This is a genomic window from Cyanobacterium sp. T60_A2020_053 (assembly GCA_015272165.1).
GTDB lineage: Bacteria > Cyanobacteriota > Cyanobacteriia > Cyanobacteriales > Cyanobacteriaceae > Cyanobacterium.
On the sequence record JACYMF010000102.1, the window covers coordinates 1 to 17,018 of the forward strand.

Genomic DNA, 17,018 nt, shown 5'->3' on the forward strand with positions numbered 1-17,018 from the left:
AAGTTTTGTCGGATACGACCTTCACTATCTCTTTTGATGGTGATGCTATTGTGGCACAGGACGGGGATATACCGTATTGTGCCGCATAAATGTATCAATAAGTAAAGTAACAAGCAATAATAATAAATTACCTAATTGTTGTTAACTAGAATAAACCGATGATGATTATAATATTTTGTGTCAGTGGCGTGAAAACTTGACTAATAATTTTGGTGATTGAAGCTAAAGTTTTCAGTTAACTTAATCCGATGACATTAGAATAAAGTAAATAAGCTAATTTTTATATGATGGATAGTTTGAAAAATATTAATCTTAATTATCATGAAATAGAGGCGATTATTTTTGATTTAGGAGGAGTAATTATTGATGTTAATATGAACTATCCCTACAATTTTTTTTCTCAACACAGTTCTTTAAGTGCTGATTTATTAGTCCCTAATTTAAAACAAGTTGCTTTTGCTTATGAAGTAGGGAAAATTAATGATGATGAATTTATTAATAATATGCAAAATATTCTTGATGTCAAATATTCTAAAGCAGAAATAATCAACATTTGGAATGGAATGTTAGGATATGTTCCGCAAAGGTTAGGGGCGCTTTTAGCTCAAATTAAACAGGATAAAAAAACCTTTATTCTTAGTAATACTAACCCAATTCATATCGCTGAAGTAGAGCAAAGATTTGCTCAATCGATTACTAATTATTCTTTTTCATCTCTGTTTGATAAAATTTATTATTCTTATGAAATAGGCTTACATAAACCTGATTTAGCCATATTTGAGTATGTCATTAAAGATCAAAGGTTAAAACCTAGTACTACGCTTTTTATTGATGATAATTTAGCTAATGTGGAGGGCGCCCGCCATTGTGGTTTAAAAGCTATCCACATGAATCCACCCATGTCGTTACCTGATTTATTTAGAGGTCAAATATTGCCATAAATCCCACCATAAAACACCAGCAACAGCGCCCATCACCCCTGCCCCAACTCGATTGATTAAGACACTAAAACGAGGATTAATCAAGAAAGTAATACCCCTAGCTAACCAAGCATAAACTATTTTTACACCCCCAACGGTGACAATTACAATTAAAATAATCATCAAAATATCAACAATAGAAACAGTTTGTAAATTAATAAAAGCAGGAAGAAACCCAAGATAAAAAAGAATTGCCTTTTGATCTGCTAAAGTAATAGATAAACCAGCGAAGAAACTTGCCCACAAATGCTCTTTTGAAACTTTCTTTTGATGATAAATAGTTGGCTTTAAACGCCATAATTTAATAGCTAAATAAATTAAATAAATAGCCCCAGCGCCCTTCACCACAGCAAAAAAAATCTCTCCTTCTTGCGCCAAAAAAGCGAGACCATAAATAGCAATTAAAATGAAAATAATATCTCCTGTTACTACTCCCAAACTGGTAACGGCACCGTGCCAAAAACCTAGAGTAGCAGAGCGAGTCACCACCGTAAATACACTTAAACTAGGTAAAGAAGCTAATAAAATCAACGCACCGCATAAACCTAGCACCCCTAATATTGTTAAATTCATTGATAGATAAAAAAAAGGAATATATTAGGTGAAATTAAAGTAGTTTAGTTATTGTTTTCTTTGTTTATTTTTTGATGCTCAACATAAGTACGAAGAACATTATTAATAGATGTTTGATAGCCTTTCTCTTGACATTTGAACCAATCTAAAATGTCGCTATCTAGGCGAATAGAAATAGTTTTTTTTGTGATGGGTTTGACCATTTTTGCCTTTCTCCAAAAGTTATCGTCTAATTCAGGTATATCTGAAGTATCAATCGCATCATCTGGTATGTTAGCTATTTCTTTAAGTCGCTTGGGTGAGATATTCATAGTATGTTTTCCTTTCTTTAGGTGTTGCTTTACGCGCTGAAATTATGCGAATTTTGCCATTTCTTTCAGTATGAACTACAGTAACAATGACAAAACTTTCTATGGTGCCAATACTAATTTCTCTTACTTCTCCATAATCAAATCTTTCATCAGTAATGGTAAATATGATCCCGTAAAAAATTTCTTTGGCTTCTTCAAAACTAATACCATGCTTATTGATATTTTGTTTGTTTTTGTTTTCATTCCACTCAAATTTCATTCATTGTTTATATCTTGTATAAAAACTGATTTTAACAAAAAGAATAAATTAACATCAGCCCAGCGCCCTCAACTGTTGACATTGATTAGTTATAATGTGTAAAGAAAAGTTAAGATTATGAAGAAAAATCAATGCGAGTAGCCATCGTTGGAGCTGGATTAGCTGGATTAGCCACTGCCGTTGACTTAGCGGATGCTGGATGTGAAGTAGAAATTTTTGAGTCGCGCCCTTTTGTTGGTGGAAAAGTTGGCAGTTGGCTTGACAAAGACGGTAATCATATCGAAATGGGATTACACGTTTTTTTTGGTTGCTATTACAACTTATTCGCCCTGATGGAGAAGGTGGGCGCTATTAATAACCTCCGATTAAAACAACATACTCACACCTTTATTAATGAAGGTGGTAGGATTGGAGAGTTAGACTTTCGTTTCCTTACAGGTGCGCCCTTCAACGGTTTAAAAGCATTTTTCACCACTTCCCAACTATCCACTGGCGATAAAATAGCTAATTCCCTTGCCCTCGGCACCAGCCCCATTGTGCGCGGATTGATAGATTTTGAGGGCGCTATGCGTCAAATCAGAGAGTTAGATAAAATTAGCTTCGCTGACTGGTTTCGCTCCCACGGTGGTAATCAGGGTAGCCTTGATAAAATGTGGAATCCCATTGCCTATGCGCTAGGTTTTATCGACACAGAAAATATTTCCGCACGCTGTATGTTGACTATATTCCAATTTTTTGCTGCCAAAACAGAAGCCTCTGTGTTAAGAATGTTGGAAGGCTCACCCCATGAATATTTACATAAACCTATCACTGACTATCTGGAAGCAAGAGGGGTAAAAATCCATACTCGGCGCCGTGTCAGAGAGATTCAATATCAACAAAATGGCAAAACTACCGTAACTGGTTTACTCATTGCTGACGGGAAAAATGAAGAATTAATCACCGCAGATGCTTATGTGTGTGCTTGTGATGTGCCGGGTATTCAAAGATTGATTCCCGAATCATGGCGGACCATGGCGGAGTTTGATAATATTTACAAGTTGGATGCTGTGCCTGTTGCTACGGTGCAATTACGCTTCGATGGTTGGGTAACGGAAATGCAAGACGAAGCCAAGCGCACTCAATTGCAAGAAGCGGTAGGTATTGACAATTTACTTTATACGGCTGATGCAGATTTTTCTTGTTTTTCTGATCTTGCTCTCTCTAGCCCTTCTGATTACTATAGGGAAGGAGAAGGCTCTTTATTACAGTTAGTTTTAACACCGGGCGATCCTTTTATCAAGGAAAGTAATGAAAATATCGCCCACCATGTCTTAAAACAAGTCCATCAATTATTCCCCTCTTCCCAAAAACTGAATATGACTTGGTATAGTGTTGTGAAATTAGCTCAATCTCTCTATCGGGAAGCACCGGGCATGGATGTATTTCGCCCTGCCCAAAAAACTCCCATTGATAATTTTTTCCTCGCTGGTAGTTACACCCAACAGGATTATATAGATAGTATGGAGGGCGCTACTCTTTCTGGTAAACAGGCGGCGCGCGCCGTTTTAGCTAGTAAGTAAATAAAAGTATTTCGGGCTTCTAGCCCGATATTCCCTACCCCAAGCAAAAACATATTTAAAATCAGCAACCCCAAATCCTTTTTATGGGGAAAATGTTACAGTTTCTACAGGTTCACTCATTAAGTCTAGCTGTTGCCAGACGGCTTGGAGTAATTGATTACATCCAGCGCCCGTCACCGCAGAAATTAAAAATATTTCTCCATCGTACACTGCTTGAAATTCCTTAATAATTTCCTGTTGACTATCATCATCAAGAGTATCAATCTTATTCAATGCTAACAGAGAAGGGCGCTGATCCAATCCTCGACCATAAGCCGATAATTCATCTCGAATTACTTGATAATCGGTGAGGGGCGCCTCTGAGTTAATATCCACTAAATGCAATAATAGCCTCGTGCGCTCGATGTGGCGCAAAAAATCATGCCCTAAACCAATCCCTTCGGAAGCTCCCTCAATCAAACCGGGAATATCAGCAAAAACCGTGCCATCTCCCGTTGGTTTCCTGACTACTCCTAAGTTAGGTATTAACGTAGTAAAAGGATAATCGGCTATTTTGGGGCGCGCTGAAGATACCGCCGAAATAAATGTGGACTTTCCTGCATTGGGCAACCCAATAATACCCACCTGTGCCAATAACTTTAACTCTAAACGAACTTTTTTTATTTCCCCTTCCAAACCCGGTAAAGCATATTCCGGCGCCCGATTACTGTTACTGAGAAAATGTTGATTACCTAAACCCCCTTTGCCACCTTTTGCCACCACAAAAGTTTCATTTTCCGCCACCAAATCATAAATTAACTCTTCCGTTTCCAAATCATAAACCATCGTACCGCAAGGCACTTCTAAAATACGGTCTTCTCCTCCAGCGCCCGTGCGATTATTGGGACCTCCTCGCTTCCCATCTTGCGCCTTAAATACCCTTGCATAACGAAAATCTAACAAAGTTTGTAAATTTGTCACCGCCTTTAAAATTACTGAGCCACCCTTACCACCATTACCTCCTGAAGGGCCTCCTGCCGGGACATATTTTTCACGGCGAAACGCCACTAACCCATCGCCACCATCTCCAGCGATTAATTCTACTTCTACCTGATCGATGAATTGCATTGATTCTTTATACTTCTTCTCTTAATAAAATTAATTTTAACAAAGTTTGAGTCAGTGACTATGAATTCTAAATTCTAAATTCTAAATTCGAGTTGTTCTTTGAAACAAAAAGTAGCACTTATGACAAAAAATGTTGCAAAATGTAAATAAAACTAAGCAAAAGTCAACCTTAAACCCGTGAATAACCAGCTAATCGAAACAAAACTTAATCAACAGGAGCGCAAAACAACTGTCATCGCACTAACTATTATCCTCATTGTCTCCCTTGTTATTACTGTCAGTTTTTGGCTTAACTATTCCCCTAATCCTTATGTGCAGGAAGTTTTATCTTATCAAGGTAATTTGATTCGAGGGGAAGCTATCTTTAATGTCAACTGTGCTGGTTGTCATGGTTTACAAGGTATCGGCAATGTTGGTCCTAATTTATCCCAAGTATATAAACATAAATCCGAACAAGGTATTATCAATCAAGTAATTAGTGGGCAAACTCCCCCCATGCCTAAATTTCAACCATCGGCTGAAGACATGGCAGATTTACTTTCCTATCTCAAGCAATTATAAATAAGGGCATTATTGTTCTCAAAAATGTCAATTCCTCAAACCAATAATTCATAAGGGTTGAACAATGTTCAACGCCTACTCTTTAGAGTAGGACATTTGCATCCTCAAATTTCAAAAAAATGAAGTTCAATTCATTGAACGATATACTGTTGGTTCCGTGTAATTCATTACACGGTGGGGCAATGGTTTCAGCTAAAGAATTAGATTAAGACTCATCACTGGTTTTACGGGCGCGGCGAATTAACTCCTCAGGGCTAAGTTGGGAGACAAAATCTCGAAAAGCCTGTCTTTCATCCTCATCCGCCTGAGTGTCTACAGGAATAGAAGCATCAAAAATCACCTCTTCCATCACCCAAATCGGACAACCAGCGCGCACCGCAATGGCAATGGCATCGCTGGGGCGACAGTCAATATTTTTACTTTTTTTACCCATTTTCGTGCAAAGCAGGGCATAAAAAGTATTATCTTGTAAAGCATTAATAATCACACGCTCTAACTTAATATTCCAAACCTTAAAAAAATCTACCATCAAATCATGGGTTAAAGGTCGAGGGGTCGGTTGTTGCTCAAGAGCTGCAATGATTGACCTTGCTTGATCCTGCCCAATATAAATCGGTAGTGCCCTTCGCTCTGTGGCATCCTTAAGTAGTACAATAGGACTACGACTAACCGCATCAAGGGCGATGGCTGCCACTTTCATTTCAATCATCTCTGTTCCCTCGTAATCAAGATAATCTATTATTATCCCATGTTACCCAAATATTTACCTTAATCTTTTTTTAAGGAAATGGCTAAAAGAAAATGGCTAAAAATATTTACGGAAATTTAGAAATTTTTCCCCCAAAAACAAAAAGGTTTGTTAACCTAGTGGCAAGGAAGACTATGCGTAAAACAACAAAAACCTATGTACTATAGTGGATGTTATTCACCTCTAAATAAAAAAATATCCCATAACCATGATATTTTCTGTGAAATTCATTACAATATCTGAAAGATTTAACCTCAAAAACTTGTTTAATTCCCACCACAAGTCATTAAAATAGGTTGAATTTTTCAGGTGCTTTAACTGTCTAGCAAAAATCAAAGACAGTAAAAATAATTACATAGTTATTTAAGACTGTCAATGATAGCAGAAAAGTGGAGCATATTAATTAAATTTTGCACAATGCCACAGAAAATCAAGCTGGTTCAATCTCTAGGATCAACAAAAGAGAGGAAAACATTAGCTAATTATTGGTTTTGTTGCCAAAAAAATCAGGTTTTGACCTGACGGAGAGAAACAATCTCTCCAGCTTATCACTTTTTACTAACCAATCTTCGAGAAAAATAGAATAAGAGGAAAACGGTATGACTCAGGCACAAGAAATTTTGGCGACTATCACCCCAGCGCACGATGTAGATGAGTTTTTAGAATTAAATTCCCACACCAAGACATCAGTTACTACCATGGAAGCGGAATTTAGCGAGATGATTAGTGAGGCTGATGCCATCGGCACTCCAGATTTGAACCAAAAAACTCGAAAACTGCCCAGCGCCCGTCGCCGAAGTAGCACCACCACCAAGAAAAAGCCTTTTACCGAAGATTCTATTAGAGTATATCTGCAAGAAATTGGACGCATTCGCCTCTTACGCGCCGAAGAAGAAATCGAGTTAGCCCGACAAATTGCTGATTTATTAGACTTAGAGTATATCCGCGCCACGCAAATGGAACATTTAGGGCGCATTCCCACCGATCAAGAATGGGCAGAAGCCTGTGACATTCCTAATCTTCGTCAATTTAATCGCCGTTTACACATTGGCAGGAGGGCAAAGGATAAGATGGTACAATCTAACCTCCGTTTAGTAGTTTCCATCGCTAAAAAGTACATGAATCGAGGCTTATCGTTTCAGGATTTAATTCAAGAAGGTTCATTAGGTTTGATACGCGCCGCCGAAAAATTCGACCACGAAAAAGGTTATAAATTCTCCACCTACGCCACATGGTGGATTCGCCAAGCTATTACCCGCGCCATTGCTGATCAATCTCGCACCATTCGTCTTCCCGTGCATCTCTACGAAACTATCTCACGCATCAAGAAGACAACGAAAATGCTTTCTCAAAAAATGGGCAGAAAACCCACTGAGGAGGAAATCGCTGAAGATATGGAAATGACCATCGAAAAGTTACGTTTTATTGCTAAATCTGCTCAACTACCTATTTCCCTTGAGACTCCCATCGGTAAGGAAGAAGATTCTCGTCTCGGTGATTTTATTGAAGCTGATGGCGAAACTCCAGAGGATGAGGTTGCTAAAAATTTATTGCGGGAAGATTTGGAAAATGTCCTTGATTCCCTTAGCCCTCGAGAGCGTGATGTTTTAAGATTACGTTATGGTTTGGATGACGGGCGCATGAAAACCTTAGAAGAAATCGGTCAAATTTTTAACGTTACTCGTGAAAGAATCCGCCAAATTGAAGCGAAAGCACTGCGTAAGTTGCGCCATCCTAATCGCAATAGCATTTTAAAAGAGTATATTCGTTAATAACAAATATTATGCCCCTCTCCTATGGGAGCAGGGCGTTTTCATTCTCAAAAATGTTAGTTTCTCAAACTAGCCAATAATCTGAAATTCAGAGGTTTTGAACTACTAATAAATCAATTAATAGTAAAAAATCTCCCTTTCTCCCTTACTTCCTCTGCTTCCCCTGCTAAACAAATCAATTTTGATCCTGATTTTGAAAACACCCTGCTATGGGAGAGGGGTTGGGGTGAGGGCAACCCCTTTTTACCTAATTTTTAGTAATTAAAATCATGAATGAAAAATCGAATAATAAATGGGAAGAGAAACTAGAACAAATTGAAGCAGAAATTTATGATTCTACACCGTTAACTCCTCCTAATAATCCTCAAAAAAGTGTTATTCCTACCGTTAAAAATTGGTTTTTGGCTTTACCGACTGCAGGTAAAGTGATTATAGCTGTATTTGGGATTATGCTACTTTTATCTCTAGTTAATACGGTTTTTTCTATCGTTAAGTTTGTTTTTGGTATTGCTGTTCTCGGTTTAGTTATTTATACTCTGTCTCGATTTATTAATAATAAAAATAATAACCCATCATCTTAATAAATGGTGAAGGGCGCTGGTTTTTGAAGAACTAATAACCTGATTAGCTCAAAATGTAGCTTTTTTGCTAAAATGCAGAAGTTTAGTTTAATTAGGAATTAACTGAGTGTCAGAAAATAACCCGCCTAATCATGAAAAAGAGACCTTTCTCTTTCCTCATGCCTCTTTCCGAGGAGAATTTACCCCAGAAAATCTAGTTTTTAACGCTAATCTGCAGGAATTTGCCCAGAAAATAAGCTATATTTGCAACTTAGAAACTAACGGAAAAATCTCTGCTAATCAAGCCTATGAGCAAATTAAAGTTTTATGGAAAGATTTGAAGACAAGTGTCAAAAATATGAATATTGATAAATAATCAATGAAAATTAGACAAATTTTCTTCAAAAAAAGAAGTTTAATTCTATTTTCCTTTATCATTATCGGTTATTTTTTGTCTCGTCCAGCACCATCTTTTAAATCTGAAATAGAATCATCGGCAGAAATCAGGGGAGTATGGTTAACCAATGTGGGGACAATATTTTTTCATCACACCACTTTATTAGATAATATTTTTGCTCATTTAGCCCGTTCTAATTATACTCATATTTATGTCAGCACTTATGGTTTTGGTGGCACAATTTATCCATCTCAAACTGTAAAAACTAATCCTCTTTTTTTACCTCCTTTCACAGACGTTTTAAAAGCATCGAAAATAGAAGCAGGGCGACAAGGATTAAAATTGTATGCTTGGTTAGAGTATGGCTTGATGTTATCCCCTACTAATTTTGTTGCTGTTAATAACCCCGACTGGTTGTTAAAAACTCCAGAGGGGAAAACCGTTGTTAATGGTTTTGTGTGGCTAAATCCTGACAATCCAGAGGTACAAGAATATATTTTGGATATTATCGAAGAAGTGGCGAACTATAAAGAGTTAACTGGCATACAATTAGATGATCATTGGGGTGTGCCAAGTCAATTCGGTAATTATATCAATGAAATGAATGAACTTACTGCTCAAGTTAAAAAAAGTATAGATAAAATTAATCCTAATTTGATATTTAGTTTATCTCCTAATCCCTATAGTTTTTCAAAAAATAAATATAATCAAGATTGGCTATATTGGGCTAAACAAGGATATATTGATGAGGTTATTATCCAAATTTATCGTGATAATTCTAAAGAGTTTGAACAAGCTATAATTACATCAGAAATAGACAAATTAGATGAATCAATCCCTGTAGCTATAGGCATTTATGCAGGTTCTTTTGATAGTTATAAACATCCTGCCGAGATACAAAAACAAATAGATATTACTCAAAATTTGGGTTATGGATTCTCTATTTTTTGTTGGGAAGCTAGGGCGATGGGCGCTGATTTTTTTCGTGATAAATAAATAGGCTCTGGTGAAAAAGTGGTGTCGTGGGGGAAGTGGATAGTAGAAAGGTTTATAAATCAAACGTTTTAGGATAATCATAGCTTGTTAAAAATTCCTAGTTTTCATCAATTATTTTTGATTGGGATGGAAAAAAAATACTGTATTTTTACCCACTTTCCCCACTCTATTTTGTAATAAAAATATTACAACAAGTAAAATCACCATTTGTAATGATTTAGAGAGGAAATCACGGCAAAATTATTCCTCTAGTGATTTTCCCTCCTCTCCAATCTCTTTTTTTTTGCACCACAAAAGTATTGCATCAAATTTTATTTATCTTTGATGATTTTCTTTTTCTCTAATTTTCTTACTAACTATTAATGCTTTTATCTTACTGATAATATTCACGGCATTTTTCTGGTAAATACTGCAATATTTCTTCTCTATTTTTGTTCATATTCACTACCTTTTCTTCTTCATTGATTTTTACTACATGAACGCCTTGTAAGCACTGAAATCACTCATCGTCACTTTATCTGTCCTTTTTCCTAACTGATTTTTTAATCCTACTTTATTTCTTTTCAACTCTTTTCTCATTTCTCTTTGACCCAAATTATATACCAATAGACTTAAAGACATTAACCATATAGGGTTCTCCCTAATTTATCATTATTTAAGTATTCTTTTTTTACTTCTTTTCCTAATAGTTTTTCTAAGGCTTTATCCTCAAAATACTCTGAAAATAAATACAACGGTTGAGACAAAAAACCCAAGGCATTGATAATCATGGCTTTGACTACTAACCCTTTACTGATTTTTTCCGTGCAATGCCTTGGTAATTTTTCGTTGATAATCTCGACAACCCCTATCTCATCAATTATTCCCGCAATTATGCCTAAATGGTCAAGATTTTCTACTTGCACATTGATGAATTGAGACATTTTCTTATCTTTACCGTTGATTATTTATGAGGATGTCACTAATGTACCTGATTTTCTTCTACTCTTTTTCGTAATATTTCTGTCTTTTCTTGAAATATGCGGAAAGTGGGTTTTTAGAGGAAAAAGTCAATTTATGAAACTTTTTGTTATGTATAATAGACTTTAAACCTCTATTAGACAAGGGTTTTGACTTATTCAGCAAACCCTAATTATGCCTCACCTTCTGGGCTGCAATTACGCTGAATTTTAATGATTTCAGGATTAACTTTTGCCTCAAAAGTATTATCTTCACCGAGCAAATAACCCAAACCGCCCGTCATGTATTCACAACAGTGATCATCAGCGCCCTCCACCATAGCAACAGCTTTAGAATATGATTATTTATCTTGTCAATTTCTAAAAATTTTCTCCATTAATTCATGCTTATTTGAAAACAGCCATTTAAGCAACTTTTTCTGTTAAAACATTAGGTATTGGTAAAGTTTCTCCCGATAGTTGATAATCCTCAATTAATAACTCTAAAACTTCAATACCATTTTGAAAGGCTTCCTCATAAGTATCACCATGAGTGCGCCATTGTTGCCCTTCAAAATCAGGAACCCCAACTAAATAACAATTATCAACATTAGACCACTTAATGATCATTGAATATTTCCAATTATCCATTTTGTCTCTCTTTTTTACTTCTTTTATTGCTTTTAAAACTTCATTTTCTTGGGCATTTTATGATTAAAATTCAGATGAGCTTATCATATTGTAGGGGTTGAACAATGTTCAACCCATTCCCTTCAGAATCTTTAAGTCAATTCCTCATCACATTAACTAAACTTTTTTAAGCATTAGCAAAAGCTGGTACTTCTTCTTTGATTTCTACCGCATCTTTAATAATTTCATTGAGTTTCTTGGTTTCAGTTAATGTCTCATTAAGATAAGTCTGCAATTTAGCCGTAAACTGTCGATAAGCAGGTGCAAAAACCAAAGGATTATCAGCTTTTTGTTGTTTCAGCTCAAAATATAAACATGAAGCATAACCAACTAATTGAAACAGAGCAACATTAGAAAAAGCTTTAATAGCAATACTAGCACTAAGACTAGCGGATGTTAATGCATTGAGCCCTAATTGTTGTAAAACATCTATTCCCAAAGACAAAGCAATAATAGCAATACCTTCTCCAGTGCTAATTTTAGTGTCGCCATCAAAACCATAAGCAATACTGATTTGGTAAATTAACTCTGACAAAAGGGCGGAATTTTTAACTAAATCTAAACCGATTGATACTTTAGCCCATGATTCCACTAATTTAATTCCATCTATCGCAATACCAAAAGTAACTGAAAGCACTGTGCTTCTGTTAATTAATCTTTGAGCGATTTGACGATAGTCTTCTTTTGGATGTTTTTGTTTTAATTCATCAACTACTTTTTTAGCACGATCAAAAGACTTTTGAGTCTCTTCCATTGCCCAAGCGACACACTGACGAAAAATCTCACTCCAGATATTTTGAATTATGTTTGATATTTCAATAACAATGCTTCCCAACAGCACATCAAGTTCAGTTAAACACTGATCAATAAACTTGACTGTATTCTTTCCTGACTTATTTATTTTTTTAGTTATATCTTCGACTAATTTCTGGGTTTCTTCTATTGCGGAGTTAATTAATTGAATATCGCTATTAACTTTATTATCAATCTGTTTAGCCAACTGTTTAGCCAAATTATCTGCAAAATTCACCAAAGAAGTTAAATCCTGTTCTGCTCTTTTCTGTACTAGAATTGTAACATTTTGAGGCGATTCGACTAGTGGCGATTGTACTAAGATAGTTTTTTCTTCTGAGGTTACAGAACTTGGTGATAAAACAAGTTTATTATAATTAACTAATGCCAAAGCGGGAATCCAAGTGCCATTTTGTCCTTCGGCAGTTTGAAAGCAAACTTTTTCATCTTCAACATATCTAGCAATAGCTAATATTTTTCCTTTAGTTTTTTTGTTACTAATAATTGCCTCAGTAATTTGACCAACAACATCTTTGTTTAGTTTTCCCGTTTTCATATAATGTGCTATGTGAAGTGAAGTTATGAGTAATATATACCTCAGAGATGTATATATTAGACTTTAGGTAACAATAACAATATTTTTCATATCGTAGGGGTTGAAACGTGTTCAACCCACTCATCTTTATTATTCGTTAAAGCAATTCATTGATAATAATTGACAATACTTCCAATGATGTTTTTTGACCGTCGCTCAATCCGTTTAAAACATTACGATTATAGTCAACAAGGTGCTTATTTTTTAACTATTTGCACGAAATATAAACAATGTCTATGGGGAGAGATCAAAAAAGATCAAGTATTATTGAATAACTTAGGTGCGATTGTTCTTCAATGTTGGTTAGAAATACCAGAACATTTCCTTTCTGTAGAGTTAGATGTATTTGTGATTATGCCTAATCATATACACGGAATTTTATGGCTTAAAAACTCAGCTAATCAAGAGGAAAAATATAATCAATATCAGAAAGTTGTTAAAGGTTCAATTCCGAGTATTGTTCGATCATTTAAAGGTGCGGTAACCAGAAAAATTAATCAGATTTGTCAACAAACAGGTACTTCTTTAATATGGCAAAGAAACTATTATGAGAAGATAATTAAAAATGAAGAAATGCTCAATAATGTTAGAGAATATATTATCAATAATCCTCGTAATTGGGAGAAAGATTCGGAATATTCATCGTCAAAAAATATTATATTAGATTTGCCTTTTTAAGGATATTTGGGTGTTGGTGGGCAGAATATTATTCTGCCCCTACAGTTTGCGTTATCGTAGGGGTTGAACAATGTTCAACCCATTTCCCACAACCCACCACTTATAAACCATTACCGCTTAACCCACAAGAGGCAAAATCAACTTAAACAGTAGTTAACTCTTTCAGCGCCCTCACCTCTGGATTATCAGCTTCGGAAGGGGGTACAACTTGCCAGAATTGCGGTAAATATTCTGACCAATTAGTTAAAATTAATTGACCCTTTTTACTACCAGTTTTATTAACATGATTAGTAATTAAATCCTTTAATTGTGCTTCCCCTTCAGGGGTAGAAATGCGCTGAATTTTGACGATTTCGGGGTTAACTTTTGCCTCAAAAGTATTATCTTCATCAAGGAAATAACCCAAACCCCCCGTCATACCAGCGCCCACATTCCTGCCCACAGTGCCTAAGACTACGATTAAACCACCTGTCATGTACTCACAACAGTGATCTCCAGCGCCCTCCACCACAGCAACAGCCTTGGAATTACGCACCGCAAAACGCTCACCAGCGCGCCCCACCGCATATAAAACGCCACCGGTTGCACCATATAAACAAGTATTACCGAGAATTACGTTCTCAGAAGCGTTATAGGTAGCCGAAGCAGGAGGAATAATGACAATTTCACCGCCATTAATACCCTTACCCACATAATCATTAGCTTCCCCTTCGAGGTGAATATTCATACCTTGAATATTGAAAGCGCCGAAACTTTGACCAGCAACCCCTTTGAATTGCAGATTTAAACTACCCTCAAAACCAGAGTCACCGTATTTCTTGGCAATTACACCAGCAATACGAGCGCCCGTAGAGCGATCCGTACTAACGATCTTGATGTCCTTAGTTAAAGTGCCTTGATTAGCAATGGCATCAGTTACCGCAGAATCAGAGAGAATCTCATCATCCAACACATGACCATTAGTATGAGTATCACCATGATTTAACCAACTACGATCGGTTTTCGTATCAGGTAAATTAGTTAAACAATCGAGATTTAAAGCCTTAGTTTTCGTTAACTGCGCACTATGACGATAAGTCAACAAATCACCACGACCGATCAACTCATTTAAGCTAGTGTAACCCAACTTAGCAAGAATAGAGCGCACTTCCTCCGCCACAAAATAGAAGAAATTAACCACATCCGCAGGTACACCCGGGAAGCGTTTACGCAATCTTTCTTCTTGAGTAGTGACACCCACAGGACACTGATTAGTATGGCAGACGCGCGCCATAATACAACCTTCCGCAATCATCGCTACAGTACCAAAACCGTACTCCTCAGCGCCCATCAACGCCGCCATGACCACATCCCAACCAGTTTTCATACCGCCATCAGCGCGTAATAAAACCCGATCTCTTAACTGATTCTCCAATAAAGTGCGGTGAACTTCCGTAACTCCCAATTCCCAAGGACATCCAGCGTGTTTAATGGAACTCAAAGGAGATGCACCAGTACCACCATCATGACCCGAAATTTGGATCACATCAGCATTAGCTTTAGCAACCCCGGCGGCGATCGTACCAATACCGATTTCTGCCACCAACTTAACCGATACCTTAGCAGTAGGATTAATTTGGTGTAAATCGTGGATTAATTGTGCCAAATCCTCAATAGAATAGATGTCATGGTGAGGAGGAGGAGAAATCAAAGTAACACCCGGTTTAGAACGGCGTAACATGGCAATATATTCGCTTACTTTCTTACCCGGCAACTGTCCACCTTCTCCCGGTTTCGCTCCCTGCGCCATTTTAATCTCTAACTGTTCACCACTCATCAAATATTCAGGAGTAACCCCAAAACGACCAGAAGCAATCTGTTTAATGACAGAAGAAACGCTATCACCAACTTTTAAACCCTTGAGATGAGGGAAAAAGTGATTACTGCCCTTTTCGTCCACTTCATCAATGGGATTACGTCGATTAGGGTCTTCCCCACCTTCCCCAGAATTAGATTTACCACCAATACGATTCATGGCAATAGCGAGGGTTTCGTGCGCTTCTTGGCTTAATGCACCCAAGGACATCCCCCCGGTACAAAAACGTTTGACAATGTCCTCTACAGGCTCAACAGCATCAATAGAGATAGCATTACGATCACTCTTAAACTCTAACAAATCACGCAGAGCAGTAACGGGGCGCTCTTCCAAATAATTGCGATACCAGTCATAATGATCATAACCTTCTTTTGAGCCATAAGAAGCCACCGCTTTATGTAAAGATTTAGCCATTTCAGGGGAGTTCATGTGATATTCTCCACCTTTTTTATAATTTACATAACCGTAGTTTTCTAATTTTTTGGCTTGTAATTCAGGGAAGGCTTTATGGTGGAAAGTCACGATTTCATTAGCTACCTCAGAGAGGTTTAAACCACCCACACGGCTAGTAGTACCTTTGAAGGCTAACTTAATGACATCAGCGCCCAAGCCAATACATTCAAAAATCTGCGCGCCATGATAAGAAGCTAGTAAAGAAATACCCATTTTCGAGAGAATTTTTAATAAACCTGCTTCCACAGATTTACGGTAGCGATTTAACGCTTCGATTTCGGAAATTTTTTCAATTTTTTCCGTATCCATCAATTTCTGAGTTTTGCTGTCATGCCACCAATCTGCCACAGTTTGCAGGGTTAAGTAAGGACACACAGCAGAAGCCCCAAAACCAATTAAACAAGCATAATGATGGGTACTCCAACACTGTGCCGTATCCACAATTAAGGAAGTTTTCAAGCGTAATCCCTCTTTAATGAGGTGTTGATGCACAGCGCCCACCGCCAATAGGGGAGGAATATAAGAAGTATCACTATCAATACTCCCCTCTCCTGTGGGAGAGGGGGTGGGGGTGAGGGCTTCCCCCCCTTGTAAGGGGGGATTAGGGGGGGTTAAATCGGGGGTGATGCGATCGCTCAAAACAATAATTTGATGACCTGCTTTCACCGCTTCCGTAGCCTGATCACATAAACGATTTAAAGCTAATTGTAAACCGTCTGGACCATCACTGATGGGGAATAAGGTGGATAACTCAATGGTGGAAAAATCCGAATCTTTGATGATATTAAAATCATGGTGAGATAATACAGGGGAATCAATCACCAAAGTACGGGCGCTTTTCGGTTCGATATGTAATAAATTGCCTCTTTCACCCAAGTGCATTTCCAAAGACATCACCAAACTTTCCCGTAACGGATCGATGGGAGGATTGGTAACTTGGGCAAAACGCTGTCTAAAATAATCGTACAATAAACGAGGTTTATCGGATAGCACAGCCAAGGGAATATCATCACCCATGCAAAAAGTCGGCTCTTTACCATCCCTTGCCATGGCAGAAATGACCATGTCCACATCTTCGGCAGTATAACCGAAAGCGGTTTGTAACTGTACTAAATTCTTTCTCCCCTCTCCTGTGGGAGAGGGGTTGGGGGTGAGGGTATCTCCTGTGGGAGAGGGGTTGGGGGTGAGGGT

General features: G+C 37.3%; 18 protein-coding genes. 8 read left to right on the forward strand and 10 right to left on the reverse strand.

Annotated elements, in window-relative coordinates:
• Positions 1-287 precede the first annotated feature (287 nt).
• Positions 288-941 (forward strand): HAD family phosphatase, encoded by a 654-nt coding sequence (locus IGQ45_13445; protein ID MBF2058180.1) that lies wholly within the window; start codon positions 288-290, stop codon positions 939-941.
• Here the strand turns inward: IGQ45_13445 and IGQ45_13450 are convergent.
• From IGQ45_13450 to IGQ45_13460, 3 genes are all read right to left on the reverse strand, one after another.
• The gene (locus IGQ45_13450) at positions 915-1,511 is read right to left on the reverse strand and encodes a LysE family translocator (protein ID MBF2058181.1); all 597 of its coding nucleotides are present in this window, start codon (positions 1,509-1,511) and stop codon (positions 915-917) included. The two genes, IGQ45_13445 and IGQ45_13450, sit on opposite strands and share 27 nt — an antisense overlap.
• An 86-nt stretch (positions 1,512-1,597) precedes the next feature.
• Positions 1,598-1,864: a BrnA antitoxin family protein gene (locus IGQ45_13455; GenBank protein ID MBF2058182.1), complete on the reverse strand. Its 267-nt coding sequence runs from the start codon at positions 1,862-1,864 to the stop codon at positions 1,598-1,600.
• The gene (locus tag IGQ45_13460; protein MBF2058183.1) at positions 1,839-2,123 is read right to left on the reverse strand and encodes a BrnT family toxin; all 285 of its coding nucleotides are present in this window, start codon (positions 2,121-2,123) and stop codon (positions 1,839-1,841) included. Before IGQ45_13460 ends, IGQ45_13455 begins: the two co-directional genes overlap by 26 nt.
• A 131-nt stretch (positions 2,124-2,254) precedes the next feature.
• On the opposite strand from IGQ45_13460, the gene zds reads away from it, so the two are divergent.
• Entirely contained in the window at positions 2,255-3,685 is a 1,431-nt protein-coding gene (gene zds / locus IGQ45_13465) for a 9,9'-di-cis-zeta-carotene desaturase (GenBank protein MBF2058184.1), read from the forward strand.
• Between the two features lie 81 nt (positions 3,686-3,766).
• On the opposite strand, the gene obgE is transcribed toward zds, so the two are convergent.
• Positions 3,767-4,792 (reverse strand): GTPase ObgE, encoded by a 1,026-nt coding sequence (gene obgE, locus IGQ45_13470; protein MBF2058185.1) that lies wholly within the window; start codon positions 4,790-4,792, stop codon positions 3,767-3,769.
• A gap of 177 nt (positions 4,793-4,969) precedes the next feature.
• Here obgE and IGQ45_13475 point away from each other — a divergent pair, with 177 nt between their 5' ends.
• Positions 4,970-5,353 (forward strand): c-type cytochrome, encoded by a 384-nt coding sequence (locus IGQ45_13475; protein MBF2058186.1) that lies wholly within the window; start codon positions 4,970-4,972, stop codon positions 5,351-5,353.
• 205 nt (positions 5,354-5,558) lie between these two features.
• Here IGQ45_13475 and IGQ45_13480 read toward each other — a convergent pair whose 3' ends face one another.
• Positions 5,559-6,062, reverse strand: coding sequence for a bifunctional nuclease family protein (locus tag IGQ45_13480; protein MBF2058187.1), 504 nt, complete (start codon positions 6,060-6,062; stop codon positions 5,559-5,561).
• A gap of 638 nt (positions 6,063-6,700) precedes the next feature.
• Here IGQ45_13480 and rpoD point away from each other — a divergent pair.
• The 4 genes from rpoD to IGQ45_13500 all read left to right on the forward strand — a co-directional run bounded on the left by rpoD (position 6,701) and on the right by IGQ45_13500 (position 9,826).
• Positions 6,701-7,873: an RNA polymerase sigma factor RpoD gene (gene rpoD / locus IGQ45_13485; protein MBF2058188.1), complete on the forward strand. Its 1,173-nt coding sequence runs from the start codon at positions 6,701-6,703 to the stop codon at positions 7,871-7,873.
• Positions 7,874-8,142: 269 nt separating this feature from the next.
• The gene (locus tag IGQ45_13490) at positions 8,143-8,454 is read left to right on the forward strand and encodes a hypothetical protein (GenBank protein MBF2058189.1); all 312 of its coding nucleotides are present in this window, start codon (positions 8,143-8,145) and stop codon (positions 8,452-8,454) included.
• Between the two features lie 106 nt (positions 8,455-8,560).
• The gene (locus IGQ45_13495; GenBank protein MBF2058190.1) at positions 8,561-8,809 is read left to right on the forward strand and encodes a hypothetical protein; all 249 of its coding nucleotides are present in this window, start codon (positions 8,561-8,563) and stop codon (positions 8,807-8,809) included.
• A gap of 3 nt (positions 8,810-8,812) precedes the next feature.
• Complete coding sequence (locus IGQ45_13500) at positions 8,813-9,826, forward strand: family 10 glycosylhydrolase (protein MBF2058191.1); 1,014 nt, start codon at positions 8,813-8,815, stop codon at positions 9,824-9,826.
• Between the two features lie 620 nt (positions 9,827-10,446).
• Here the strand turns inward: IGQ45_13500 and IGQ45_13505 are convergent.
• The 4 genes from IGQ45_13505 to IGQ45_13520 form a co-directional block, all read right to left on the reverse strand.
• The gene (locus IGQ45_13505; protein MBF2058192.1) at positions 10,447-10,749 is read right to left on the reverse strand and encodes a DUF4277 domain-containing protein; all 303 of its coding nucleotides are present in this window, start codon (positions 10,747-10,749) and stop codon (positions 10,447-10,449) included.
• Positions 10,750-10,958: 209 nt separating this feature from the next.
• A complete protein-coding gene (locus IGQ45_13510) occupies positions 10,959-11,105 on the reverse strand; it encodes a hypothetical protein (GenBank protein MBF2058193.1) in 147 nt (48 codons plus the stop codon).
• 85 nt (positions 11,106-11,190) lie between these two features.
• Positions 11,191-11,415 carry a type II toxin-antitoxin system HicB family antitoxin gene (locus IGQ45_13515; protein ID MBF2058194.1) on the reverse strand — a complete coding sequence of 75 codons (225 nt, stop codon included), beginning with the start codon at positions 11,413-11,415 and terminating at the stop codon, positions 11,191-11,193.
• A 166-nt stretch (positions 11,416-11,581) separates the two neighbouring features.
• Positions 11,582-12,802, reverse strand: a complete 1,221-nt coding sequence (locus IGQ45_13520) for a hypothetical protein (GenBank protein MBF2058195.1) — start codon at positions 12,800-12,802, stop codon at positions 11,582-11,584.
• 174 nt (positions 12,803-12,976) lie between these two features.
• Here IGQ45_13520 and IGQ45_13525 point away from each other — a divergent pair, with 174 nt between their 5' ends.
• The gene (locus tag IGQ45_13525) at positions 12,977-13,519 is read left to right on the forward strand and encodes a transposase (GenBank protein MBF2058196.1); all 543 of its coding nucleotides are present in this window, start codon (positions 12,977-12,979) and stop codon (positions 13,517-13,519) included.
• A 142-nt stretch (positions 13,520-13,661) separates the two neighbouring features.
• Here the strand turns inward: IGQ45_13525 and gltB are convergent.
• A partial coding sequence (gene gltB, locus IGQ45_13530) for a glutamate synthase large subunit (protein ID MBF2058197.1) occupies positions 13,662-17,018 on the reverse strand: 3,357 nt, incomplete at its 5' end.